The following is a 23,545-nucleotide window of genomic DNA, read 5'->3' on the forward strand; positions in this document are numbered from 1 at the left end:
CCCGCGCGGGTGCCCCGCACGCGTGGTCGAACGAATATTCGAACGTGGTCTATGGTGGAGGTGGGGGACAGGAAGCGGAAGGTTCAGGAGGTGCGTGTGCCCGGGTTCACGCATCTGCACACCGCCTCCGGGTTCTCCCTGCGGTACGGGGCCTCGCACCCGGAGCGGCTCGCCGAGCGCGCCGCCGAGCGGGGCATGGACGCGCTCGCGCTCACCGACCGGGACACCCTCGCGGGCGCGATCCGCTTCGCCAAGGCGTGCGAGAAGGCGGGCGTGCGGCCGCTGTTCGGGACGGAGCTCGCGGTGGACCCGCCCGCGCCCCGGGAGGACGGCGAGCGCGGCGCGCGCCGCCGCGCCCCGGTGCGCGGCGGTGCCTTCATCGACGAGTCGACCCCGAGGGTGACCTTCCTCGCCCGGGACGGGGCCACGGGCTGGGCGGAGCTGTGCCGCCTGGTCAGCGCCGCCCACCGCGACGGCGGGCCCGTGCTGCCCTGGGACGACAACCACGGCGAAGGCCTGACCGTGCTGCTCGGCCCCGCCTCCGGCGTCGGCCGGGCGCTCGCCGCCGGGCGCCCCGACCGCGCGGCCCGGCTGCTCGTCCCCTGGCGCGAGCGGTACGGCGACGCGCTGCGCCTCGAAGCGGTGTGGCACGGCCGCTCGGGCACCGGGCCCGGTTCGCTGCGGCTCGCCGCCCGCACCGTCGGCTTCGCCGCCGAGCAGCGGCTGCGCCCCGTCCTCAGCAACGCCGTCCGCTACGCCGACCCGGGCCAGGGCCCCGTCGCCGACGTCCTGGACGCCGCGCGCCGCCTGGTGCCCATCGACCCGCGCGGGGAGCACGACGGCGGCGAGCGCTGGCTGAAGGGCGAGGCCGCCATGCGGGACGCCGCCGAGCGGATCGTCGAGGCCGCCGGGTTCCGCCGCGACGCCGCGTACCGGCTGCTCGAACAGACGGCGGCGGCCGCCGCCGAGTGCCTGGTCGACCCCCAGGACGACCTCGGCATCGGCTCCGTGCGCTTCCCCGAGCCCGCCCTCGTCGGCGCCGGGCGCCGCACCGCGCAGCGCGTCCTCGCCTCCCGGGCGGCCGCGGGCATGGTGCTGCGCGGCTACGACCGGCGCGCCGACCGGCGGGCGTACTGGGAGCGGATGCACCACGAGCTGGACATCATCGCCCACCACGGCTACGCCTCGTACTTCCTGACCGTCGCCCAAGTCGTCGACGACGTACGGGCCCTGGGCATCCGCGTGGCCGCGCGCGGCTCCGGCGCCGGGTCCCTGGTCAACCACCTCCTCGGCATCGCGCACGCCGACCCGGTCGCGCACGGGCTGCTCATGGAGCGGTTCCTGTCCACGCGGCGGCGGGTCCTGCCGGACATCGACATCGACGTGGAGTCCGCGCGCCGCCTGGAGGTCTACCGCGCGATCCTCGGCCGGTTCGGCCAGGAGCGGGTGGCGACGGTCGCGATGCCGGAGACGTACCGGGTCCGGCACGCGATCCGCGACGTGGGCGCAGCCCTGTCCATGGACCCCGCGGAGACCGACCGGATCGCCAAGGCCTTCCCGCACATCCGCGCCCGCGACGCCCGCGCGGCGATGGCGGAGCTGCCCGAGCTGAAGGCCGTCGCGGCCGACGCGGACCGGCACGGCCGCCTGTGGGACCTGGTCGAGGGCCTCGACGCGCTGCCGCGCGGCGTCGCCATGCACCCGTGCGGCGTGCTGCTCTCCGACGCCTCGCTGCTGCGCCGCACCCCCGTCATGCCCACCAGCGGCGAGGGCTTGCCCATGTCCCAGTTCGACAAGGAGGACGTGGAGGACCTCGGTCTGCTCAAGCTCGACGTGCTCGGCGTGCGGATGCAGTCGGCGATGGCGCACGCGGTCGCCGAGGTCGAGCGGGCCACGGGGGAGCGGGTCGACCTGGACGACCCGCGCCGGGTGCCGGAGGGCGACGCGGCGACGTACCGGCTCATCCGCTCCGCCGAGACGCTCGGCTGCTTCCAGATCGAGTCGCCGGGCCAGCGGGACCTGGTGGGACGCCTTCAGCCCGCGACCTTCCACGACCTGGTGGTGGACATCTCGCTGTTCCGCCCGGGGCCGGTCGCCGCCGACATGGTGCGGCCGTTCATCGAGGCCAGACACGGCCGCGCGCCCGTCCGCTATCCGCACCCCGACCTGGAGGAGCCGCTGAAGGAGACGTACGGGGTCGTCGTCTTCCACGAGCAGGTCATCCACATCGTCGACATCATGACCGGCTGCGGGCGCGACGAGGCGGACCGGGTGCGCCGCGGCCTGTCCGACCCCGAGTCGCAGGGCCGCATCCGCCACTGGTTCGCGCGGGCGGCGACCGCGAAGGGGTACGACGCCGAGACCGTCCGGCGGACCTGGGAGATCGTCGAGGCCTTCGGCTCCTACGGCTTCTGCAAGGCGCACGCCGTGGCCTTCGCCGTGCCCACGTACCAGTCGGCGTGGCTGAAGGCCCACCACCCGGCGGCCTTCTACGCGGGCCTGCTCACGCACGACCCGGGGATGTACCCGAAGCGGCTGCTGCTCGCGGACGCGCGGCGGCGCGGGGTGCCCATCCTGCCCCTCGACGTGAACCGGTCCGCGGCCGCCCATCGCATCGAACTGGAGTCCGAATCCGGGGTGTGGGGCGTACGGCTCGCGCTCTGTGACGTGCACGGCATCAGCGAGGCCGAGGCGGCCCGGATCGCGGCCGGACAGCCGTACTCCTCGCTGCTCGACTTCTGGGAGCGGGCCCGGCCGAGCCGCCCGCTCGCCGGACGGCTCGCCCAGGTGGGCGCGCTCGACGCCTTCGGCGCCAACCGCCGTGACCTGCAACTGCACCTGACGGAGCTGCAGCGCGGCGCCCGGGGTGTCAGCGGCCCCCAGCTGCCGCTGACCGGCGGCCGGGACACCGCGCCCGCGGGCCTGCCCGACCTCGACGACGCGGAGCGGCTGAGCGCCGAGCTCGGCGTGCTCTCCATGGACGCCTCGCGGAACCTGATGGACGACCACCGCGCCTTCCTCGACGAGCTGGGCGTCACCTCCGCGCGCCGGCTGCGCACCGCGCGGCACGGCGACACCGTCCTGGTCGCGGGCGCCAAGGCCGCGACGCAGACCCCGCCGATCCGCTCCGGCAAGCGCGTCATCTTCACCACCCTCGACGACGGCACCGGCCTGGTCGACCTGGCCTTCTTCGACGACGCCCACGCCGCCTGCGCGCACACCGTCTTCCACTCCTGGCTGCTCCTCGTCCGCGGCGTGGTGCAGCGGCGCGGCCCGCGCAGCCTCAGCGTCGTCGGCTCGGCGGCGTGGAACCTCGCGGACCTGGTGGAGCTGCGCCGCGAAGGCGGCCTGGACGCGGTGGCACCACGCCTGGCCGAAGGCGGCGCGGCGGCCGCGGCGTCCGGGGCGCCGGGCCGGGGCGGCGAGCCCGGAGGCGGCCGCCGCATCCGGATGGAGACCGGATACGAGATGCACCCGTGGGCCGACCTCAAGCCGCCCGGCGAACGGGCGCCCACGGGACGGAAGTTGTGGCACCGGAGCCCGGGGAGTGCGGGATGACCATCCTCTGCGTACGTTTCCAGCTGCCGCCGATGTACGAGGCGGCCCTGCCGGGCCTGCTCGGGCTCCTGGAGGAGTTCACCCCCGTCGTCGAGGCGCTGCCGCCGGACGGGGCCCTCGCCGATCTGCGGGGTGCCGAGCGGTACTTCGGGCGCGACGCCATCGCCCTCGCGTCGGTGATCCGCGTGCGCGCCCTCGCGCTGCACGGCGTCGACTGCCTGATCGGCGCGGGGCCCGGCCCGATGCTCGCCCGGGTCGCGCTGCGCGACGCCCGGCCCGGCGCGCCGTGCGCGGTGCCCGCGGGCGCCGCCGCCGAGTTCCTCGCCGAGAAGCCCGTCGCCGCGCTGCCCGGCGTCGGCACGGCGACCGCCCGCACCCTGTGCGCGTACGGCCTCGACACCCTCGGCCGGGTCGCCGCCGCGCCCCTGTCCACGCTCCAGCGCCTGATCGGCGCCAAGGCGGGCCGCGAGCTGCGCGAGCGGGCGGGCGGCGTGGACCGGGGCCGGGTGGTGCCGAACGCGGTCTCCCGCTCCCTGGCCACCGAACGCGCCTTCTCCCACGACGAGATCGACCCCGGCAGGCACCGCCGCGCCCTGCTCTCGGCCGCCGAGGAGCTGGGCACCCGGCTGCGCGCCCTCGACAAGGTCTGTCGCACCCTGACCCTCACCGTTCGCTACGCCGACCGCTCCGCGACCACGCGCAGCCGCACCCTGAAGGAGCCGACCGCGCACTCGGCGGAGCTGACGCGGGCGGCGTACGGCCTGTACGAGACGCTCGGTCTGCAACGGGCCCGGGTCCGCGCGATCGCCCTGCGCGCCGAGGGCCTCGGCCCCGCCGACCAGGCCGCCCACCAGCTCACCTTCGACCCGGCGGACGAGCGGGCCCGGCGCATCGAGGCGGTGGCGGACCGGGCCCGGCGGAAGTTCGGGGCGACCGCGATCGTGCCGGGATCGCTGGCGGCGTAGGGCGCCCGGGGGCCGCGGCCCACCGGGGAAGTCGTGCCCGCACGCAACTTCACACTTCTGCTACCGGCGCGTAATTTAGCGTGAACGCGTCAACTCTGTGATCCGGGCCACAGCCGATCGTTAGCCGGTCGTCGCACCTGCCTTGAGCCGCGAGGAGATCGCCCGATGCTGCCCTGGAGACGAGCGCTGCGCGCGCTCACCGCCGCCCTGCTGATCACGGGCGCCGCCACGCTCACCCCCACCGCCACGGCCGCCGCGTCCCCCGCTCCCGCCACCTCCGCCCCGACGCGCGGCTGGAACGACTACGGCTGCCGCCCGTCCGCCGCCCACCCCCGCCCGGTCGTCCTCGTCCACGGCACCTTCGCGAACTCCGTGGACAACTGGCTCGTCCTCGCGCCCTATCTGGTGGGCCGCGGCTACTGCGTCTTCTCGCTCGACTACGGCCAGCTGCCGCTCGTGCCCCTCGTCCACGGCCTCGGCCCCGTCGAGAAGTCCGCCGAGCAACTCAAGGCCTACGTCGACGAGGTCCTCGCGGCGACCGGGGCCGAGGAGGTCGACCTCGTCGGGCACTCGCAGGGCGGCCTGATGCCCCGCCACTATCTGAAGTTCCTCGGCGGCGCCGCGAAGGTGAACGCGCTCGTCGGCCTCGCGCCCGACAACCACGGCACGACCCTGCTCGGCCTGACCAAGCTCCTGCCGTACTTCCCGGGCGTCGAGGCCCTGCTCACCACGGCCACGCCGGGCGTGGCCGACCAGATCGCCGGATCGAAGTTCCTGACCAGGCTGAACGCGGGCGGCGACACCGTGCCCGGCGTGCGCTACACCGTCATCGCCACCCGCTACGACGAGGTCGTCACCCCGTACCGCTCGCAGTTCCTCGACGGGCCGAACGTACGCAACGTCCTGCTGCAGGACCTGTGCCCCGTGGACCTCTCCGAGCACGTGGCCATCGGCGCCTTGGACCGGGTCGCCCACCACGAGGTGGCCAACGCGCTCGACCCGGCCCACGCGACCCCGACGACCTGTCTGTCCTAGGCTCTAGGGCCTGTCGGGAAGCTCTCAGCTCACCCACCGGTACCGCCGCTCGGGCCGCCCCGCGCCGCCGTACCTCAGCGTCACCTCCACGCGGCCCGTCATCGCGAAGAACTCCAGATAGCGGCGGGCGCTGACGCGCGAGAGGCGGCCCGCCTGCGCGCACTCGGACGCGGACAGGCCCCGGGGGTGGGCGCGCAGGGTGTGCTCGACCAGGTCCGCGGTGTGCGGGGCCAGGCCCTTGGGGAGTGCGCGGGAGCCGGGCGGACGGCCGCCGAAGAGCTGGTCGACGTCCTCCTGGCGGGCCTCGGCGAGGCCGTCGAGCCGGGCCCGCAGGGCCGCCACGTGCCGCAACTGCTCCCGCAGCGCGGCCTGGTGGAACGGCTTGATCAGATAGTGCAGGGCCCCGGCGCGCAGGGCCGCGCGGACCACCCCCGCCTCGCGGGCGGCGGTGATGAACAGGGCGTCCACCGGCACCCGGCCGGGGTCGAGCCCCTCCGCCGCCCGCACCTCCCGCAGCACCGCGAGCCCGTCCATGTCGGGCAGGTACACGTCCAGGAGCAGCAGATCGGGCCGCAGCCGCTCCACCGCCCGCAGCGCGTCGGCGCCGCTGTGCGCCACGCCCGCCACCGCGAACCCCTCCACCGCGGCGACGTACCGGCTGTGCAGCCTGGCGACCATGAAGTCGTCGTCGACGACCAGCACCCTCGTCATCGCCCGGCCTCCTCGGCCCCTCGTCGTCGCCGCAGGGTACGAGCGCGACCACAACGACCACAACGTCCGTTGATTCCGGAAGGGAGACAGGTTCTCCACGCGTGGGCAGCATGTGGGCCACCTCACCCGCGTACCCGGCCGAAAGGCGGTGGCACCCGTGCGACTGCGCGCCCCCAGGCGACTTGGCACCCCCCTGGCCCTGTGCGGGGCCGCGCTCCTGGTCCTCGTGGGGCCGCCGCTGCTCACCACGGGCGACGGCGACGACACCGGCACCAAGATCCCCGGCCTGCGCCTCATGGTCCCCAACACCCCCGGCGGCGGCTACGACATCACCGCCCGCACCGCGGCGAGGAACGCCGAGGACGCCGGACTCACCCACACCATCGAGGTGTTCAACCTGCCCGGCGCGGGCGGCACCGTGGGCCTCAGCCGCCTCGTCGGCGAGCGCGGCAACGGTCGGCTCGCCATGTCCATGGGCCTCGGCGTCGTCGGCGCCGTCCGCTCCAACGACGCGCCCACGTCCCTCGCCGACACCACCCCCATCGCCCGGCTCACCGAGGAGCAGGACGTCGTCGTGGTGTCGAAGGACTCCCCGTACGACACCATCGACGACCTCGTCGCGGCCTGGAAGGAGCGGCCCGGGAAGATGCCCGTCGGCGGCGGCTCGGCCCCCGGCGGGCCCGACCACATCGCGCCCATGCTGATGGCCCGCGCCGCCGGGATCCCGCCGGAGGACGTCAACTACGTGCCCTTCGACGGCGGCGGCGAACTGCTCGCGTCCCTCCTCGGCGACAAGGTCGCCTTCGGCGTCTCGGGCGTCGGCGAGTACCTGGACCAGATCAGGTCCGGGGAGCTGCGCCTGCTCGCCGTCACCGGGCCGCAGCGGGTCAAGGGCCTCGACGGGCCCACCCTCAAGGAGTCCGGCTACGACGTGGACTTCACCAACTGGCGCGGCATCGTGGCGCCCCCCGGCCTCTCCGACACCGAGCGCGACAAGCTCATCGGGCTCGTCCGCGAGCTCCACGGCTCCACGCAGTGGCGCGCGTCCCTCAAGAAGAACGGGTGGGACGACGCGTTCCTCGCGGGCGACGCGTTCGGCGACTTCCTCGACGCCCAGGACCGGCGCGTCGCCTCCGTCCTGAAGGAGCTCGGCCTGTGACCTCCACCGAACCAGTGCCCGCGCCCGCGGCCCGCGGCCGCCGCGCCTGGCTGCGCGACCACTCCGAACTCGGCGTCTGCGTCCTGCTGTTCGCCCTCGGCGCCGTCGTCCTCACCGACGCCCTCACCATGGACGTCGCCATCGCCCAGCGCGGCCCCATCGGCCCGCGCACCGTGCCGCTCGCCGTCGGCGCCGGGCTGCTCCTCATCTCCGTCCTGCTCGCCGTGGACGTCCTGCGCGGCGGTTCAAGGGTGCCGCGCGAAGCGCGTCCTGCCGGGGTGGCGGTCGGGCGGCGGGCGGGCGCGGCGGAGGGCGGCGAGGACGTCGACCTGTCCGAACCCGCCGACTGGCGCACCGTGCTGCTGCTCGCCGGGGTCTTCCTCGCCACCGCCGTCCTCATCGAACCGGTGGGCTTCCCTGCCGCCGGAGCCCTGCTCTTCTGGGGCGCCGCCCACGCGCTCGGCAGCCGCGCGCCCCACCGCGACCCGCTCATCGCGGCCGGGCTCTCCCTGGTCACCTACGCCGTCTTCGACCACCTGCTCGGCGTGCCGCTGCCCGGCGGCCCCCTGATGGGAGTGCTGTGACATGAACTCCTTCACCTCCCTCATGGACGGCTTCGGCACCGCGCTCACCCCGGTCAACCTGCTCTGGGCCGCGATCGGCGTGCTCCTCGGCACGGCGATCGGCGTCCTGCCCGGCATCGGCCCCGCGATGGCCGTGGCCCTGCTGCTCCCGGTGACGTACGGACTCGAACCCACGGGCGCCTTCATCATGTTCGCGGGCATCTACTACGGCGCGATGTTCGGCGGCTCCACCACGTCGATCCTCCTCAACACGCCGGGAGAGAGCGCCGCCGTCGTCGCCGCCATGGAGGGCAACCCGATGGCCAAGTCCGGCCGGGGCGCGCAGGCGCTCGCGGCCGCCGCCATCGGCCACTTCGCGGGCGGCGTGATCGGCACGATCCTGCTCGTCGCGCTCGCGCCCAAGGTCGCGGACCTCGCCGTCGACATCGGCGCGCCCGACTACTTCGCCGTCATGGTGCTCGCCTTCATCGCCGTGACCTCGGTCCTCGGCTCCTCCCGCGTCCGCGGCCTCGCCTCCCTCCTGATCGGCCTGACCCTCGGCCTGGTCGGCCTCGACCAGATGACCGGACAGCAGCGCCTGACCTTCGGCTCGCTCCAACTCGCCGACGGCATCGACGTGGTGATCGTCGCCGTCGGCCTCTTCGCGATCGGCGAGGCCCTCTGGGTCGCCGCGCACCTTCGGCGCACCAGCGGCCGGGCCATCCCCGTCGGCCGCCCCTGGCTGGGCAAGCAGGACGTCAAGCGCACCTGGAAGTCCTGGCTGCGCGGCCCCCTCATCGGCTTCCCGTTCGGCGCGATCCCCGCGGGCGGCGCCGAGATCCCCACCTTCCTGTCGTACGTCACCGAGAAGCGCCTGTCGAAGCACAAGGACGAGTGGGGCAAGGGCGCCATCGAGGGCGTCGCGGGCCCCGAGTCCGCGTCCTCCGCCTCCGCGGCGGGCACCCTCGTGTCCATGCTGACCCTCGGCCTGCCCACGACCGCCGTCGCCGCCGTGATGCTCGCCGCCTTCCAGAGCTACGGGATCCAGCCCGGACCCCTGCTGTTCGAGCGCGAGTCGGAGCTGGTGTGGGGCCTGATCGCGTCCCTGTTCGTCGGCATGGTGCTGCTCCTCGCCCTGAACCTGCCGCTGGCCCCCGTGTGGGCGAAGCTGCTGCGCGTCCCGCGCCCGTATCTGTACGCCGGGATCCTCTTCTTCGCCGCGGTCGGCGCGTACGCCGTCGGCGGCGAGGCGCTCGACCTGGTCATCCTGCTCGTCATCGGCCTGATCGGCTTCGGCATGCGCCGCTACGGCCTGCCGGTCCTGCCCGCCGTCATCGGCGTCATCCTCGGCCCGAACGCCGAACTACAGCTGCGCCGCGCCCTGCAGATCAGCGACGGCAGCGTCCGGGGCCTGGTCGACACGCCCTTCTCGATCAGCGTCTACGCGGTCGTCGCGCTGCTCCTGCTCTGGCCCCTGCTGCGGAAACCGGCGCGCGGCCTGCTGAACTCCCGCCGTACGGTGAGGCCATGACCGACGAGATCACCCCGCCCGGCGCGCGGGCCGCCGTCCGCCCCGCCACCGCCGCCGACGTGCCCGCCGTGCGGGCGATCACACACGCGGCGTACCACCACTACATCGAGCGCATCGGCCGCGTGCCCGCCCCCATGGAGTCGGACCACGCCCAGAACGTGGCGGCGGGGCGGGTGCACGTCGCCGAGACCCCGGAGGGCACCGTCGTCGGCCTGGTGGTCGTCTACGCCTACGACGACCACCTGTACCTGGACAACATCGCCGTCCACCCCGACGCCAAGGGCACGGGCCTGGGCCGACGCCTCCTGGAGTTCGTCGAGGAACACGCGCGCGGCCTGGGCCTGCCCGAGATACGGCTCTACACCAACGCGATGATGTGGGAGAACCAGAAGCTCTACCCACGCTTTGGCTACGAGTTCGTGGAACGGCGGGTGGAGGGGATCTACGACCGTTTCCACTACCGCAAGACCCTTACGGGGCGGTGAAGGGGCCGTCGGGGGCGAAGGCCAGGGTGGCGAAGCGTTCGCCGATGTGGCGGTGCGTGGCGGCGTCCGGGTGGAGGTTGTCCGGGAGGGGAAGGCGGGCGGCGTCGGCCTCGCCGTACAGGGCGCGGCCGTCCAGGTAGGACAGCTGAGGGTCCTCGGCGGAGCGCTCGCGCACGATGCGGGCCAGCTCGTCGCGGATGACGGCGAGCGTCAGCTTCCCGGCGGCGCGCTCCGCGGGGTCACCCGTGGCCACGAACCGGAGCTTGCCCTCGCCGATGCCGCTGAAGTCCGGCGCGCTGGGGCCGGGCGTGTCCTCGTGGACGGGGCACAGGAGGGGCGAGACGACGAGCAGCGGTACGCTCGGGTGGCCCTCGCGGATCGTGTCGAGGAAGCCGTGCACGGCGGGCCCGAAGGCGCGCAGGCGCATCAGGTCGGCGTTGACCACGTTGATGCCCAGCTTGACGCTGATCAGGTCGGCGGGGGTGTCCCGCAGGGCGCGGGCGGTGAACGGGTCGAGCAGCGCGCTGCCGCCCAGGCCCAGGTTGATCAGCTCCACACCGCCGCGCGCCGCGGCGAGCGCGGGCCAGGTGGTGGTGGGGCTCGCGGCGTCGGAGCCGTGGCTGATCGAACTGCCGTGGTGCAGCCACACCTTGCGGCCGCGCTCGGGCAGCGGCGCGACCGGGGCGTCGGTGCGCAGCGCGACGAGCTCGGTGGTCTCGTTGTGCGGCAGCCAGATCTCGATGTCCTTGTCGCGGTCCGGCAGGCCCGCGAAGCGCAGGGTGCCGGACGGGCCCGGCCGCGTCTCGGCGGATCCGGCGACCATGTCGATGGTCAGGGTGTTGCCCTCGGCCAGGCTCTCCTGACCGCGGAGGTCGCCGTCGACGAGCAGGTCGTAGACGCCGTCGGGCCGGGGCGGCGCGCCCACGTAGACCCGCTTGGTGGGCAGCGCGTCCAGCTCCACGACCGTGGCCCGGCTGCGGAAGGCGAGGCGTACGCCGGAGGGCTGGGACTCCGCCATGGCGAGCTGGCCGTCGGCGCACTGGGCGCGGGCCCGCGCGGGCAGCCGGTGCGGCAGCAGCCCGTGCGCGGTGCGCTCCAGGTCGAGGGCGCCGCGCAGCAGGTCGGCGGTGAGGGGGACGGGGGTCAAGGGGGACTCGGTACGCATGTCTCAGCCTGTCGGGGTGGGGTGGGGAAGCGAGGTCCGGTGGTTCCGGGCAGGGCGCGGCCGCCGTGCCTCCGCTCGGGGCGGGGCACGGCGGGGCCGGGGAGCCACGTGCCTCAGGGCGCGGGCCAGTTCCGCAGCAGGGCGTCGAGGGAGTCCAGGATCCGGGCCCAGCTCTCCCGGGGATCCGGCTCGCTGTGGCTGAACGCGCCCGCCGTCTCCAGGCTGACGTAGCCGTGGAAGACGCTGCCGAGCAGCCGGACGGCGTGCGTCTGGTCCGGCTCCGCCAGGTCGTAGCCGCGCAGGATCGCCCGCATCATCGCCGCGTGCCGGACGCCCGCGCTCGCGGCCGCCGTCTCGGGGTCGAGCCGCAGCCGGGCCGCGGCGTAGCGCCCGGGGTGCTCCGTGGCGTAGTCGCGGTAGACGTGCGCGAAGGCGGTCAGCGCGTCCTTGCCGGAGCGTCCGGCCAGCGCGTCGGCGGCCCGGTCGGCGAGTTCTCCCAGGGCCAGCAGGGCGATCCTCGTCCTGAGGTCCTGGGAGTTCTTCACGTGCGAGTACAGGCTCGCGACCTTGACGTCGAACCGCCGGGCCAGCGCCGAGACGGTCACCTGGTCGAAGCCGACCTCGTCGGCCAGCTCCGCGCCCGCCCGGGTCAGGCGTTCCGGGGTCAGCCCCACGCGTGCCATAGCGGTCCTCTCTTTCGACAGAACCGATTATGCAGTTACCTAAAAGCTTTAGGCAAGCTGGATTACTCCTTAGGCTGAGTCGAGAGGGCCTCGGGCGACCTCGGCAGGAGCCCCCGCTCGGCGAGCCGCTCCAGCTCGTCCAGGGCCCGCACGGCCGCGGCGGCCGCGGCCGGGTCGGCCTCGGTGATGCCGCTCGCCGCGAACTCGTCCTCGTCCAGGCGCAGCACCGCACCGCGGTCCGCCGCGCACCACAGGTCGAGGTCCAGGTCCTCGACGGTGAGGACGCCGCCGCTGCGGACGGCGGGCCGGGTCACGTCGCAGTACCAGCCCTTGAGCGCGCCGTCCGCGGCGTACACCTCCTTGACGGCGTACCAGCGGTCGCGCCAGTAGTGCTCCACGAACGTGTCGCCCGGCTCGAAGCGGACGAAGCCGAAGTCCCGTACGCCCGCGCCCGCCCAGGGTGCGCGGACCGTGACGCGGGTCCCGTCGTCCGCGAGCAGCCGGGCCGGGTAGCGGATCTTCGTGCGCCCCGCCTTGCGCAGCTCGACCTCGACGTCGGCCGAGGGCTCGACGTCAGTCGACAGAACGGACATGACGGACCTCCGTGTCATAGATGTCGTATCCGAACCACTGGTTGATCGCGACCATCGGGCCGTTCTCGCTGTCGTTGCCCGTGAACGCCTCCGCGAAGCCCGCCGCCCGCGCCCGGTGCAGCGAGGCGTTCTTCGCGAGCTTGGCCAGGCCGCGGCCCCGGTGGGCGCGGGCCGTGCTGGTCATGCCGGACGCGTACCGGGACGCGTCGTCGGTGTGCGCGAGCGTGAACGCGGCGGGCTCCCCGTCCACCACGGCCACCGTGGTCAGCTCGTGGTTCAGGAGCGGGTGGCGCCAGGTCTCGGTGAGCCAGTGCGCGTAGTCCGTGAACTGGGCGGCCACGTCGCCCGGTTCGTCCGCCGCGGTCTCCGCGTCCAGGGCGAACAGGGGGCGCGGGTCGTCCCGGAAGTCGGCCGCCGAGCGCAGTTCGACGCCCGAGGGCGGGGCGGCGAGCGGCGGCAGCTCGCCCCGCGCCAGGTCGAGGCGGAGGAAGTGCGCGGTACGGCTCGCGCGGTAGCCGCGCCGGGCCGCGAACGCCCGGTTGCGCGGCGCGTCCAGGACCCACGAGTACAGCGCCGTCGCGCCCGCGCCCGCGAGGTGCTCCTCCGCCGTGCGCACGAGCAGCGAGCCCGCGCCCAGGCCGCACCGCTCCGGGTGCACGTAGACGTTGAGGAAGCCCTGGCCCGGCTCCGGGCTGTCGTGCGCGATGCCCACCTGGGCCGTGCCGATCACCTCGCCGTCCGCCTCCGCGACCAGCGCGCGGTAGTGGGCGTCGGGATGGGCGTGCGCGCAGGAGTACGCCACCGACGCGGCGGTGGCCAGCAGGGCGGGCACCGCGGCGCGCCGCACCGCCGCGTAGGCGGCGGCGTCCCGCGGGTCGGAGGTGCGCAGGTCGCGCACCTGGATCTCGGTCATGGCCCGGACGGTACGCGCGGGGCGGGCCCGGGTGCCTCCGAATTTCCGCGCGTGCGGGACAATCGGCGGGTGGCTCTGAAGATCGTCATCAAGGAAGGCGCGGGTGCCGCGCCGCCGTTCGAACAGGTGCGGACGCAGATCGCCGGGCAGGCGCGGGGCGGGGTGCTGCCCGTCGGCTACAAGCTGCCGACGGTACGCGGGCTCGCCGAGGAGCTCGGGCTCGCGGCGAACACCGTGGCCAAGGCGTATCGGGCGCTTGAGGCGGACGGGGTGGTCGAGACGCGGGGGCGGCACGGGACGTTCGTCGCGGCGGCGCGTGAGGCGGGGGCCCGGGCCGCGGCCGGGGCCGCGCAGGCCTATGCCGAGCAGGTGTGGCGCCTTGGCCTCTCCGAGGCCGAGGCGACCTCGGCGGTCCGCGATGCCTTGCGTGCGGCTTACGGCTCCACCGCCTGAGCCCCAGTGCACGGTTGCTCGGCACCTAGGTGCTGTGCCCACCCTTCCCCAAGCCCTCGGCTCCGCTCGAGCAGGGGAGACCCCACTCGCCCTGCGGGACGATTGCCCACAGCCGGGGGGCCGGGGGGCTATAGATACAGCCCGTCGTCCGCGCCGTCCCGGGTGGGTGGGATGGACGGTGGGGGCGTGCCGCGGCGCAGGGCGTAGAGTTCGGCCAGGGTCGCGCCCTCGCGGGAGACGCCCTCGGGGGTGCCGAGCCAGCTCACCGACTCGGCGCGGGTGAGCGCCCCCACCTCGATCCGGGCCAGGCACCGCCCGGGCCGCACCACCGCGGGGTGCAGCCGCTCCAGGTCCTCGTTGGTGGTGACCCCCACCAGCACGTTGCGGCCCTGGCCGAGCAGGCCGTCCGTGAGGTTGAGCAGGCGCGAGAGGGCCTGGCCCGCTGTGTGCTTGGCCTCGCCGCGGATCAGTTCGTCGCAGTCCTCCAGGAGCAGCAGCCGCCAGCGGCCCTTCGCCGTGCCCTCGTCCTCACCGATGGCGATGTCCATCAGATAGCCGACGTCCGTGAACAGGCGCTCCGGATCCAGGACGCAGTCCACCTGGCACCAGTCGCGCCAGGAGCGCGCGAGCGTGCGCAGCGCGGACGTCTTGCCCGTGCCGGGCGGACCGTGCAGCAGGAGAAGCCGCCCGGAGATGTCCTCCGGCGTGGTCTTCATCAGCTTGTCCATGGCGTCGGCCACCGGCGCGGTGTAGTTCTGCCGCACCTCCGACCACGTACCGGCGGAGATCTGCCGCGTCGTGCGGTACGGGCCGCGCCGCGGCGAGACGTACCAGAACCCCATGGTCACGTTCTCCGGCTGGGGCTCCGGGTCGTCCTGCGCGCCGTCCGTGGCCCGTTTCAGGACGTCCTCGGCGAGCTCCGCGGTGGTCGCCGTGACCGTGACGTCCGCGCCCCGGTTCCAGCGCGAGACGAGCAGCGTCCAGCCCTCGCCCTCGGCGAGCGTCGCGCTGCGGTCGTCGTCGCGGGCGGCCCGCAGCACGCGGGCCTCCGGCGGCAGCAGCGTCGAGCCCGCCTTGACCCGGTCGATGTTCGCGCTGTGCGAGTACGGCTGCTCGCCCGTCGCGAAGCGGCCGAGGAACAGCGCGTCGACGACGTCCGACGGGGAGTCGCTGTCGTCGACGTTGAGCCGGATCGGCAGGGCGTCCTGAGGGTTCGCAGACATGCCGCCATGATCCGCCACGAATGCGCCGCTGTGCACCCCGGTTTCGGTACTCCGCCCGAACGCCACGCGTAAGTCCCGGACACTCGTACGGAACGCGCCCGACCGGGAAACGCCGCCGTTACGCTGACCCTCGATGCGACGGCATGGGTGGAACTCGGATGCGCGGAAGTGGCGTCTCGCCGCTCTGCTCGGCGTTGGTGCGGCCGCTCTGGCCCTGGTCCTGACCGTGCTCACGCTGCCCGACGAGCGCGGCGGCAGCACCGCGGGCACCACCAAGGACGGCGACAAGGTGCACGGCACGCCCATGGACCCGCCGCCCCGGGGGGAGGCCCAGGTCGGCTGGGGCTTCACGCACACCCAGCACAGCGCGGACCAGGGCGAGGACGCCGCCGTCGCGCGCGCCGAGAAGCTGCTCAAGGGCCAGCCGCGCCCGCTGCCGCAGATCCAGCACATCATGGGCTGGGGCTCGGGCAACCCCGAACCGGTCAAGGGGCGCTACGACTTCGACGCCATGGACCGCCGCGTCGACTTCATCCGCGCCACCGGCGGCACGCCCGTCGTCACCCTGTGCTGCGCCCCCGACTGGATGAAGGGCGGCACGCCCGGCTCCGACCACACGGACTGGAGCAAGAGCTCCCTGGAGACCGCCCCGAAGCCCGAGCACTTCGACGACTTCGCCCGGCTCGCCGCCACCGTCGCCAAGCGCTATCCGGACGTACGGCACTTCGTCGTCTGGAACGAACTCAAGGGCTTCTGGAACAGCACCGAGCACCGCTGGGACTACGAGGGCTACACCGAGCTGTACAACCGCGTCTACGCAGCCCTGAAGGCCGTGAACAAGGACATCATGGTCGGCGGCCCGTACGTGGTGATGAACAGCGTCGACCCGCGCCAGACCGACGGCGTCGCCAAGGACCTGAAGGGCCCCTGGGGCGCCATGGACCAGCGCTCGCTCGACGCCTTCGACTACTGGAACAAGCACAAGGCGGGCGCCGACTTCGTCGTCGTCGACGGCGCCAGCTACACGGTCGACGACGAGCTGCTCCCCGACGAGTTCAAGGCCACCGAGAAGTTCACCGACGTCAGCCGCTGGCTGCGCGAGCGCTCCGGCGACCTGCCCCTGTGGTGGGCCGAGTACTACGTGGAGCCCGGCGACGGCGAGGACGAGCGCGACGGCTGGTCCGAGGCGCACCGCGTGGCCGTGCACGCCGCCGGCCTCATGGCCCTGGTCCGCGGCGGCACCACCAGCGGCTTCTACTGGAACCCGCAGAAGCGCGGCGACTGCGCGGGCTGCCTGTGGAGCTCGACGCAGCTCGCCGACGGCGGCCGCGGGAAGCCGATACTGGACCTGCTCGGGAAGTTCGCCGCGGCCTTCCCGCCCGGTACCCGGTACGAGAAGGTCACCGTCGCCGCCGACGACGTGCCCAACGTCCGCGTCCTCGCCGACGACGCCACCGTCCTCGTGGTGAACACGCTCGACCGGCCCATCAGCGCGCTGGTGGACGGCAAGCGGTTCGACCTCGCCGGGTACGGGGTGAAGTGGCTCAAGCGCTGAGCCGCTCCACACCCGCCCACGGCCCCCGGGTCTACGCCATCGTCAGGAACCGCTGGATCAGCGACGCCAGGAACACCGCGAGCAGCGGCAGCGAGAACCAGAAGCTGCTCTGCAGCCAGCGCTGCTGAGCCACGCTCGGCGCCACCGCGACGCGCACCACCTCGCGCGCCGCGAGCAGCAGCACGAGCGCCACCACCGCGAGGCCGCCGACCACCGACCACGGCGTCCACGTCACCTTGGGGCCGACCGCGCCCGGATCCGCCTTCGGCACCGCGCCCTTCGGCTGCTCGCGCAGCGTGTACAGCGTCGCGTCGGCGTTGCTGAGGACCTTCTTCAGATCCGCGCGCCTGTCCAGGTTCCGCACCAGCCGGGTGTCCCAGTGCTCCGGATAGCCCGAGTCCATCTGGAGGTACACCGTCTGGCCGCGGTTGACCATCAGATACGAGTTGGGCCCCGCGTCCTTGAGCGCCTTCACCAGGCCCGACACCAGGCGCGGGTCGGGCGGCGCGAGCGTGGGCAGGTACTCGACCTTCTCCGGGTCCCGCTCGCCCCAGGGGATCGCGGGCGTCACGTTGGTGACGGTGTCGTTGCTCATCCACAGCAGCCGCACCGTCGGGTCGTCGTGCGCGTACACGTACTCCATCGCGGCGACCTCGCCCGTGCGGACGCGCTCGAAGGGCTCGTTGCCCCAGCGGGCCACCAGGAAGCCGCCCACCAGGACGAGCCCCGCGAGCAGCGCGGCGTACGGCGCGAGGCTCACCCGGTCCCGGTCCCGCTCCTTGGCGGTGGCCCCGGTGCGCGGGAACAGCGCCAGCCCGCCGAGCAGGGCCGCGCCCGGCAGCGCGAACATGAAGACGCGCAGCGCCATCTCGCCGCCGTAGCTCTGCATGCCGAAGCCCAGGAACGGCACGAAGGCCAGGACGAGAAGGGACACCTCGCGGTACTTCAGGCGGCGCCTGCGCAGCCAGCCGAAGCAGGCGAGCGCCAGCACGCTCCCGGCCAGCGCCACGCGCGTGTACAGGACCAGCTTGTGCGTGGGGTCGCCGCCCTCGATGCGGCCGGAGACGGACGACGACACGTTGCCGCCGACCCCGCCCACGCCGCCGAACAGCTCGTCGAAGTGCCCCGACCAGTACGGCTCCGCGAGGAAGCCCAGCCAGAGCACCACCAGGACGCCGAAGAGCAGCGGCAGGCCCCGCAGCTCACAGCGGCGCACGAGCACGAGGACCGTGACCACGCCGAGCATCACGAACGGCGTCAGCTGGTGCGCGGGCACCGTGGCCGCGAACAGGCCCATGAGGACCAGGAGCAGCACCGCCTGCTGCCGCCGGTTCGCGGGCTCCACCTCGGCCTCGCCGGGCCGCCGCTTCGACCAGAGCACGCGCGGCGCCCGGAACCACACCAGGAGGATCGCCACGAAGGCGATGTACAGCAGATACGTGAAGCCCTGCGGGGAGAAGTAGTCCTGGCCCACCCAGCCGCTCAGGACGAAGAGCCACAGGCCCGTCCACTTGGCCCGCCAGCTCGCCCGCAGGTGCCGGGTGAGCAGGTACATGGGCGGCAGGTACAGGAGCTGGATGGTCAGCGGCCACCAGCGGATGAGCCCGGTCAGGTCCGAGACGCCGCACGCCTCGGCGAGGAACGAGGCGCCCGCGAAGAACCCGGGCCAGCTCCAGCGCGCGTCCAGGTCGGGCGCCGCCGTGCCGGTCCGGTCGATGAACTCCATGAATCCCAGGTGCTGCCAGGCCGTCGCGAACCGCGGCTCGGTCTCGATGACGGCGGGCAGCGCGTGCAGCGACACGACGGTGGCCACGAGCGTCGCCGCGAGCAGCCAGGTGCGGGGCCGGTCGAGGCGCAGCAGCGAGGCGAACACGACCACCAGGAGCACCGCCCCGACCAGCGTGGGCGCCGGCAGTACGGAGATGAGGCCGAGCCCGCCCATCGCGTCGAGGTCGCCCTCGCCGAGCCCGAGCGCGGGCACCCAGTACAGGCCGAGGGCCAGCGCCAGGAGCAGCGCGAGGACCAGCGGGGTGCGGTCCGGGGCCGGGGCGGGCCGCGGCGGGGGAGCGGGGGCGGCGGACGCCGGTGAACCGGCGGGCGGCGCGGGCGACTTCGCCGCGGCGGACCCGGACGCGCCCCGGGTGGCCGGGGCGCCCGTGACGGGTGTCGGTGTCTTCATGCCCGGTGAACCGGGCGAGGCGGGCGCCGGTGACGGCACGGCGGCCGCACCCGGGGCGGAACCGGGCGCGCGGCCCGGGCCCGGGCGCTCCACCGGCGTCCCGTGCGACGGCGCGCCGCCGAACGGCCGCCCCACGGCCCACGTGGGCCGGTGCCCGTCCATGCCGCCCCCGTCCGTGTCCCCCGAGCCCGGGCGCGGCCGCGTCCCGAACACCGGCGTCGCCGGGCCGGGCCGCACGTCGGGCCTGCGCTCCTGGTGGTCCAGGTCGGCCCGGTGGATCGCCAGTTGCAGGGTGTCCGAGTCGAGGGAGTCACGCAAGGCCCACGCCGGGCCGAGGCGGTGCCCGGGGGCCTTCCTGAGGGTGGCGCCCTGGGTGCGGGCCACCGGTGACGGCGGGACGTCCGGGGTGCCGAGGTCCGCGAGGTCGCCGTCCGGCGCGGCCTCCGGGGCCGCGCGGTGCGTGATCGCGTACAGCTTGGGCGCGGCGATCGCCACGATCACCGCGAGGCTGGAGATCTCCGCGACGCCCGCGCCCGTCAGGCCCATCCGCGGCAGCAGGACCAGCGTCAGACCGAGGACGAGCGCGCACAGCAGGCCCTGCAGCCAGGCGAGGCCGGAGGTGCGGCTCTGCGCCCTGAGGACGGCGAAGTACGTCTCCATGACGACCCGCAGCGCGGAGCCGACGGCGAACCAGCGCAGCAGCGGCGTCGCCGCCTCCGAGTAGCCCTGCCCGAACACGTGCAGGATGTAGGGCGCGCCCAGGAAGATGACCGCGCACACCGGCAGCATGATCCGCAGCATGCGGCGCAGCGCCGCGCGGGTGTTCGCGGCGAGCCGCGCCGGGTCGTGCGCCCCCTCGACGGTCAGCGAGGCGCCCATGTTGATCGCGAGGAGGTTGGTGGTGCCCGCGATCGTGGTGGTGATGTAGAAGTACGCGTTGTCCTCGGAGCTGACCTGCGAGGCGACGATCACCGGGACCAGGTACACCACGGCGAGCGAGAACAGCGAGCCCGTGTAGTCACCGGCCAGGAAGCGGCCGATCTCGCGCAGCGAGGGCGGCTTCGCCTTGCCCTCGGTGGCCCGCACGTGGCGCGGCACCAGGCGGCGGAAGACCAGCCAGCCGAGCGGCACCACCGACAGGGCGATGGCGGCCACCCACGAGACGAACACCCCGGCCGTGGGGACGGCCGCGGCGAAGACGATCAGCAGGCCGAGCTTGACCACGGAGAACACGGTGTTGCCCACCGGCACCCACACCGCGCTGCGCAGGCCGGTGAGCACGCCGTCCTGGAGGGTGAGCAGACACCAGGCCACGACCGCCGCGACGAAGCCCACCCCGGCGAGCGGGCCGTGCAGGAAGCGGTAGGAGGGCCCCCACAGGTCGAGCGTGCTCAGGAAGATCAGCGCGGCGAAGCCGACGACGATCGAACTTCCCGTGTACGTACGGAAGATGAGCCTTCCGGTGGCGCGGCCCGCCACCGGGATGAAGCGCGCGAGGGCGCCCGTGAGCGTCACGGCGGTGACGCCCGCGAGGAGCTTCATCGCCGCGATGGCCGCCGAGCCCTGGCCGACCGCCGACTCCGAGTAGTACCGGGCGGCGGCCAGCCAGAAGCCCAGGCCCAGCACGCCGGAAATGCCGGTGTTCAGCATCAACGCGTACGCGTTGCGGAACAGCGGGCTGCCCCCGCCCGCGCCTGGCAGACGCACCCTCCGGGACCTTCTCTCCTTTCCGCCGGACGACGGTGTGCCGCCGGTACTGCTGGTGGTCCCAGTGACCTCTGCCTGTGCGGTGGTCGTGTCAGACACGGGAGCGAGCTGCCTTCCGGCGGGCTTGTTGGCAACGGCGGACTATCGCATAACCCTTGGTGAGGACCCGGTCCTTGGCGAAGGTCCGGGCGACCGAACGGCCCTCGGCGAGCCGCTCGAACTCCTCCAGGCCCGTACTGCGCCGCACCGTCACGCGGCGCAGCGCGTACGGGCCCTGACATCGGCGCGCGAGGGTGTTCCCCACGGCGAGCGACTGGCAGAAGCCGGCCCCGCGCACCGCGCGCCGCACCCGGCGGCTGGAGTAGCCGTACGGGTAGGCGAACGACACGGGCGGGGTGCCGAGTTCACCGGCCAGGATCTCCTTGCAGCGGATCACCTCGAACCACAGGGCGTCGTCCGAGAGCTGGTCGAGCTGCGGGTGGGTGTGGCTGTGGCCGCCGATCTCCACGCCGGAGTCGGCGAGCTCGCGCACCTGGTCCCAGGTGAGCATGGTGTCGAGGCCACCGCCGGTGTTGTGCGTGCCGCGCAGCCAGCCCGTCGCGATGAACAGCGTCGAGCCGAACCCCTGCTTGGTCAGGACCGGCAGGGCGTGCTGGTGCACGCCCTCGTAGCCGTCGTCGAAGGTGATGACGACGGGCCGGGTGGGCAGCGGCCGGCCCGGGTGGCGCCAGAGCCGGGCCAGCTGCGCGGTGGTGAGCGGGGTGCAGCCGAGCGCGCGGAGCACTTCCATCTGCTCCGCGAACGCCTCCGGCGACACGGAGAGCTCGTGCGTCGCGTCGTTCGGCAGCTGTGCGACCGAGTGGTACATGAATATGGGGATCCCTCTTCGGGTCATCCGGTCGCTCCCTCCACGCGTCTCTCCTCGGGGCCCTCCGTCACGTCCACGACGGCGAACTCCGTCCCCGCCCTGCGTGCGCGAACGCTCCCGACGACGTACCCACCGGCCGCCGCCAGCACGCCTGTCACGATGGCGCCCGCGCGGCCCGCGCCGCCGGGGCGGCCGAGGACCGCGTCGCGCAGCCCCCGCCCGACCCCGGCGGGCAGCACCCGCGTGGTGTAGCGGCGCTCGGACTCCAGGCCCTTGTCCGCGCCCACGCTGCGGGCCACCAGGGCCTTGGAGAGCCCCTCGGCGTAGGCGCGGGAGCGGAAGTAGCCGAACCGCTCGCGGGCCGCGGGCACCCGGTGGTGGATGACCGCGCGGTCGTCGATGAGCAGCACGGCGTCGGGCCGGGCCCGGGTGAGCCGGATGCACAGCTCCGTCTCCTCGCCGCCCAGCGGGCGCTTGTCGCCGTCGCGGCCGATGCCGCTGGCGAAGCCCCCGGCGAGCTCGAAGGCGGTGCGCCGGAACGAGGCGTTGCCGCCGAGCACGTTGCGCACCCGCACCCGGCCGGTCGGGTGGCCCCGGTACATGCATCCGACGACCCAGTCGAACTCCTCGGGGAACCAGGCGGGGCGGCGCCGTGAGGCCCACACCGGCCGGGTGGCGCCGCCGACGGCGAACACCCGCGGGTCGTCGTACGCCTCGGCGAAGCGCAGCAGCCAGTCGCGCTCGGCGACCGCGTCGTCGTCGAGGAAGGCGATGACCTCGCCGCGGGACGCGGCGATGCCGGTGTTGCGGCCCGCGGACAGGCCGCGGGGGCCCGCGTTCGCGAGCACCCGCACGTCCGGCGCCTCCTTGTACTCCTTGGCGAGGCGTTCTCGCAGTGATGTGTTGTGGTCGACCACGAGCAGGGTCTCGTGGGCCGCGTGGGACTGGGCCCGGACCGAGGCGACCGCCGAGAGGATGTCCTCCCAGCGGTCCTCGGTGTACACGCAGATGACCACCGAGATAGTGATCAAGACGCCTCTCCCTGGCGCGCCGGGACGGCGGCGGTGCGTGTGACCCGCCGTTGGGTGCGCCTGTTGGAGCGCTCGGTGAGGATCACCCTGAGCACCCGCAGGCCGTCGCGCACCGCGCTGAGATTGCTCACGCCGTGGATGCGCAGGTACTCGTGGCTCGGGATCTCCTGGACCTTGAGCCCCGCCTTGACGACGCGGATGTTCATCAGCGTCTCGACCTCGAAGCCGGTGCAGTCGAGCTCGATCTTGTCGAGGCAGTGCCGCCAGAAGGCGTTGTAGCCGTAGCACAGGTCCGTGTACCGGGCGCCGAACTTGGCGTTCACGACCGCGCACAGGGCGAAGTTGCCGAGTTTGCGGATGAGCGTCATGTCGTCCGTGCCGCCGCCGTTGGCGAACCGGGAGCCCTTGGCGAAGTCGGCGCCGGAGACGAGCGCGGAGACGTAGGAGACGATCTCGTGGCCGTCGGCGGAGCCGTCCGCGTCGACCATCACGATGATGTCGCCGGTGCACGCCTCGAAGCCGGTGATGAGCGCGTCGCCCTTGCCCTTGCCGAGCTGCCGGACGACCTTCACGTCCGGCCACAGCTCGCGCGCGACGCGGACCGTGTCGTCCGTGGAATTGCCGTCCACGAGCACGACTTCATGGATCCACTCGGGCAGGGTCTTGAACACATAGGGAAGATTCTCCGCTTCGTTCATCGCGGGAATCACGACGCTCACCGGAGGCGCAATCGCCAGATGTGAGGAGACCGGCCGGTATTGCGCCTGGCTCGGAATGGCGGGCAATCCGCCTTTGGACAGCGACGGCCGTGCCGACTTCGCGGTGGAGCCGTTCTGCGACGGGTCGATTAAAGGATCTTGGCCCGAATTGAACGGGCGCACGACAGAACTCATGAGTCTTTGGTCCCTCTCGTCCGGTGGACCGCCCGCCCCCGGGCGGTCCGGTTGTGGATCCGGTTCGAAAGAGGGGGTTCTCACGTCCGGCCATGGCGGAGCCCACACCGTGCTGTGAGCTCCGGGACATACCCGGGTGAGCTGGCATGACTGCGCGGCACGTGACCCGGACGACTTGTGGTCACCGGGCACGGGCACCCCCCTACCGCGCCCCGCGCCGGGATCATCGCGGTCTTGAGCCCTCCCCTAGACCGACTGCCGATGAACCGTTGCGG

General features: G+C 73.7%; 19 protein-coding genes. 9 read left to right on the forward strand and 10 right to left on the reverse strand.

Translation table 11 applies throughout. From position 1 onward, the window contains the following. The first annotated feature begins 96 nt into the window (after window positions 1-96). The 3 genes from ACIG3E_RS34730 to ACIG3E_RS34740 all read left to right on the forward strand — a co-directional run bounded on the left by ACIG3E_RS34730 (window position 97) and on the right by ACIG3E_RS34740 (window position 5,558). A complete protein-coding gene (locus ACIG3E_RS34730; protein WP_399623880.1) occupies window positions 97-3,558 on the forward strand; it encodes a DNA polymerase III subunit alpha in 3,462 nt (1,153 codons plus the stop codon). Continuing rightward, entirely contained in the window at window positions 3,555-4,523 is a 969-nt protein-coding gene (locus ACIG3E_RS34735) for a DNA polymerase thumb domain-containing protein (RefSeq protein ID WP_399623882.1), read from the forward strand. Before ACIG3E_RS34730 ends, ACIG3E_RS34735 begins: the two co-directional genes overlap by 4 nt. A gap of 165 nt (window positions 4,524-4,688) precedes the next feature. After that, window positions 4,689-5,558, forward strand: coding sequence for an esterase/lipase family protein (locus tag ACIG3E_RS34740; RefSeq protein WP_399623884.1), 870 nt, complete (start codon window positions 4,689-4,691; stop codon window positions 5,556-5,558). 24 nt (window positions 5,559-5,582) lie between these two features. Here the strand turns inward: ACIG3E_RS34740 and ACIG3E_RS34745 are convergent, their stop codons facing one another. Continuing rightward, on the reverse strand, window positions 5,583-6,269 hold the full coding sequence (locus tag ACIG3E_RS34745) for a response regulator (protein WP_399623887.1): 687 nt from the start codon (window positions 6,267-6,269) through the stop codon (window positions 5,583-5,585). A gap of 163 nt (window positions 6,270-6,432) precedes the next feature. Here ACIG3E_RS34745 and ACIG3E_RS34750 point away from each other — a divergent pair, with 163 nt between their 5' ends. The 4 genes from ACIG3E_RS34750 to ACIG3E_RS34765 are packed head-to-tail and all read left to right on the forward strand — an operon-like array spanning window position 6,433 to window position 10,007. Continuing rightward, a complete protein-coding gene (locus ACIG3E_RS34750) occupies window positions 6,433-7,428 on the forward strand; it encodes a Bug family tripartite tricarboxylate transporter substrate binding protein (RefSeq protein WP_399624021.1) in 996 nt (331 codons plus the stop codon). Then, complete coding sequence (locus ACIG3E_RS34755) at window positions 7,425-8,012, forward strand: tripartite tricarboxylate transporter TctB family protein (RefSeq protein WP_399623889.1); 588 nt, start codon at window positions 7,425-7,427, stop codon at window positions 8,010-8,012. Before ACIG3E_RS34750 ends, ACIG3E_RS34755 begins: the two co-directional genes overlap by 4 nt. Before the next feature lies 1 nt (window position 8,013). Next, on the forward strand, window positions 8,014-9,522 hold the full coding sequence (locus ACIG3E_RS34760) for a tripartite tricarboxylate transporter permease (RefSeq protein WP_399623892.1): 1,509 nt from the start codon (window positions 8,014-8,016) through the stop codon (window positions 9,520-9,522). Then, window positions 9,519-10,007 (forward strand): GNAT family N-acetyltransferase, encoded by a 489-nt coding sequence (locus tag ACIG3E_RS34765; protein ID WP_399623894.1) that lies wholly within the window; start codon window positions 9,519-9,521, stop codon window positions 10,005-10,007. The genes ACIG3E_RS34760 and ACIG3E_RS34765 overlap by 4 nt, the downstream gene beginning before the upstream one ends. Here the strand turns inward: ACIG3E_RS34765 and ACIG3E_RS34770 are convergent. The 4 genes from ACIG3E_RS34770 to ACIG3E_RS34785 form a co-directional block, all read right to left on the reverse strand. Continuing rightward, the gene (locus tag ACIG3E_RS34770; RefSeq protein WP_399623896.1) at window positions 9,994-11,172 is read right to left on the reverse strand and encodes a GDSL-type esterase/lipase family protein; all 1,179 of its coding nucleotides are present in this window, start codon (window positions 11,170-11,172) and stop codon (window positions 9,994-9,996) included. The two genes, ACIG3E_RS34765 and ACIG3E_RS34770, sit on opposite strands and share 14 nt — an antisense overlap. Window positions 11,173-11,285: 113 nt before the next feature. Beyond that, a complete protein-coding gene (locus ACIG3E_RS34775) occupies window positions 11,286-11,855 on the reverse strand; it encodes a TetR/AcrR family transcriptional regulator (protein WP_399623898.1) in 570 nt (189 codons plus the stop codon). A gap of 62 nt (window positions 11,856-11,917) precedes the next feature. Beyond that, a complete protein-coding gene (locus tag ACIG3E_RS34780; RefSeq protein WP_399623900.1) occupies window positions 11,918-12,448 on the reverse strand; it encodes a DUF402 domain-containing protein in 531 nt (176 codons plus the stop codon). Then, the gene (locus tag ACIG3E_RS34785) at window positions 12,429-13,361 is read right to left on the reverse strand and encodes a GNAT family N-acetyltransferase (RefSeq protein ID WP_399623901.1); all 933 of its coding nucleotides are present in this window, start codon (window positions 13,359-13,361) and stop codon (window positions 12,429-12,431) included. Before ACIG3E_RS34785 ends, ACIG3E_RS34780 begins: the two co-directional genes overlap by 20 nt. Before the next feature lie 69 nt (window positions 13,362-13,430). Here ACIG3E_RS34785 and ACIG3E_RS34790 point away from each other — a divergent pair, with 69 nt between their 5' ends. Continuing rightward, on the forward strand, window positions 13,431-13,814 hold the full coding sequence (locus tag ACIG3E_RS34790; protein ID WP_399623903.1) for a GntR family transcriptional regulator: 384 nt from the start codon (window positions 13,431-13,433) through the stop codon (window positions 13,812-13,814). Window positions 13,815-13,942: 128 nt separating this feature from the next. Here ACIG3E_RS34790 and ACIG3E_RS34795 read toward each other — a convergent pair whose 3' ends face one another. Continuing rightward, window positions 13,943-15,037: a DUF5925 domain-containing protein gene (locus tag ACIG3E_RS34795; protein WP_399623904.1), complete on the reverse strand. Its 1,095-nt coding sequence runs from the start codon at window positions 15,035-15,037 to the stop codon at window positions 13,943-13,945. Between the two features lie 133 nt (window positions 15,038-15,170). Between ACIG3E_RS34795 and ACIG3E_RS34800 the strand changes: the two genes are divergently transcribed. Beyond that, window positions 15,171-16,592, forward strand: coding sequence for a xylan 1,4-beta-xylosidase (locus ACIG3E_RS34800; RefSeq protein ID WP_399623906.1), 1,422 nt, complete (start codon window positions 15,171-15,173; stop codon window positions 16,590-16,592). A gap of 31 nt (window positions 16,593-16,623) precedes the next feature. On the opposite strand, the gene ACIG3E_RS34805 is transcribed toward ACIG3E_RS34800, so the two are convergent. From ACIG3E_RS34805 to ACIG3E_RS34820, 4 genes are read right to left on the reverse strand one after another with little or no spacing between them, the layout of a single operon-like run. Then, entirely contained in the window at window positions 16,624-20,577 is a 3,954-nt protein-coding gene (locus ACIG3E_RS34805; RefSeq protein ID WP_399623908.1) for a lipopolysaccharide biosynthesis protein, read from the reverse strand. After that, window positions 20,570-21,373 (reverse strand): polysaccharide deacetylase family protein, encoded by an 804-nt coding sequence (locus tag ACIG3E_RS34810; RefSeq protein ID WP_399623910.1) that lies wholly within the window; start codon window positions 21,371-21,373, stop codon window positions 20,570-20,572. Before ACIG3E_RS34810 ends, ACIG3E_RS34805 begins: the two co-directional genes overlap by 8 nt. Continuing rightward, window positions 21,370-22,377 carry a glycosyltransferase family 2 protein gene (locus tag ACIG3E_RS34815; protein WP_399623913.1) on the reverse strand — a complete coding sequence of 336 codons (1,008 nt, stop codon included), beginning with the start codon at window positions 22,375-22,377 and terminating at the stop codon, window positions 21,370-21,372. Before ACIG3E_RS34815 ends, ACIG3E_RS34810 begins: the two co-directional genes overlap by 4 nt. Then, window positions 22,374-23,270 carry a glycosyltransferase family 2 protein gene (locus tag ACIG3E_RS34820; RefSeq protein WP_399623915.1) on the reverse strand — a complete coding sequence of 299 codons (897 nt, stop codon included), beginning with the start codon at window positions 23,268-23,270 and terminating at the stop codon, window positions 22,374-22,376. Before ACIG3E_RS34820 ends, ACIG3E_RS34815 begins: the two co-directional genes overlap by 4 nt. Window positions 23,271-23,545: the final 275 nt, after the last annotated feature.

Origin of the sequence: Streptomyces sp. NPDC053474 (genome assembly GCF_044544845.1) — a bacterium.
Taxonomy (GTDB): Bacteria; Actinomycetota; Actinomycetes; order Streptomycetales; family Streptomycetaceae; genus Streptomyces.